This is a genomic window from Corallococcus terminator, from assembly GCF_003611635.1.
Classification (GTDB): Bacteria; Myxococcota; Myxococcia; order Myxococcales; family Myxococcaceae; genus Corallococcus; species Corallococcus terminator.
In genome coordinates this window covers 1-397 of the sequence record NZ_RAVZ01000849.1, presented here as the reverse complement: position 1 = coordinate 397, position 397 = coordinate 1, and the positions used below count along the sequence as shown (strand labels likewise).

1 pseudogene is annotated in these 397 nt (G+C 76.8%); it reads left to right on the top strand.

The annotated features are described in order from the left end of the window. A pseudogene (locus D7V88_RS43595) lies at window positions 1-397 on the top strand (energy transducer TonB); the annotation flags it as partial.

Sequence of the window (397 nt, the reverse complement as noted above, 5' to 3'; positions counted from 1 at the left end):
GGACGGTGGGGTGGGGCGGTGGTGGCCGCGACCGCGGCGCACGTGGTGGCGCTGGCGGTGGGGCTGACGCTGGCGGGCCGCGAGCCCCCCGTGCGGGTGAAGCCTCCGGAGCCGGAGCTGGTGCTGATGGCGTACGCGCCGCCCCCGCCGCCGCTGGGCGGAGGGACGCAGGCGCGGCAGGCCCGTTCGGAGCCGGTGAAGCCCCTGGCCCGCAAGCCGCGCCCGGTGAAGCAGGAGCTGATGGTTCCCGTGAAGGTGCCGGAGCCGGTGAAGGAAGAAGTGCCCGCGACGCCCGAGGAGGTGGCCCCGAAGGACGTGGCCCCGGTTCCTTCCCCGGCGGTGGCCGATGCTCCGGTGGGTCCCGGCGTTCCGCAGGGGGTGGTGGGCGGTGTGGAGG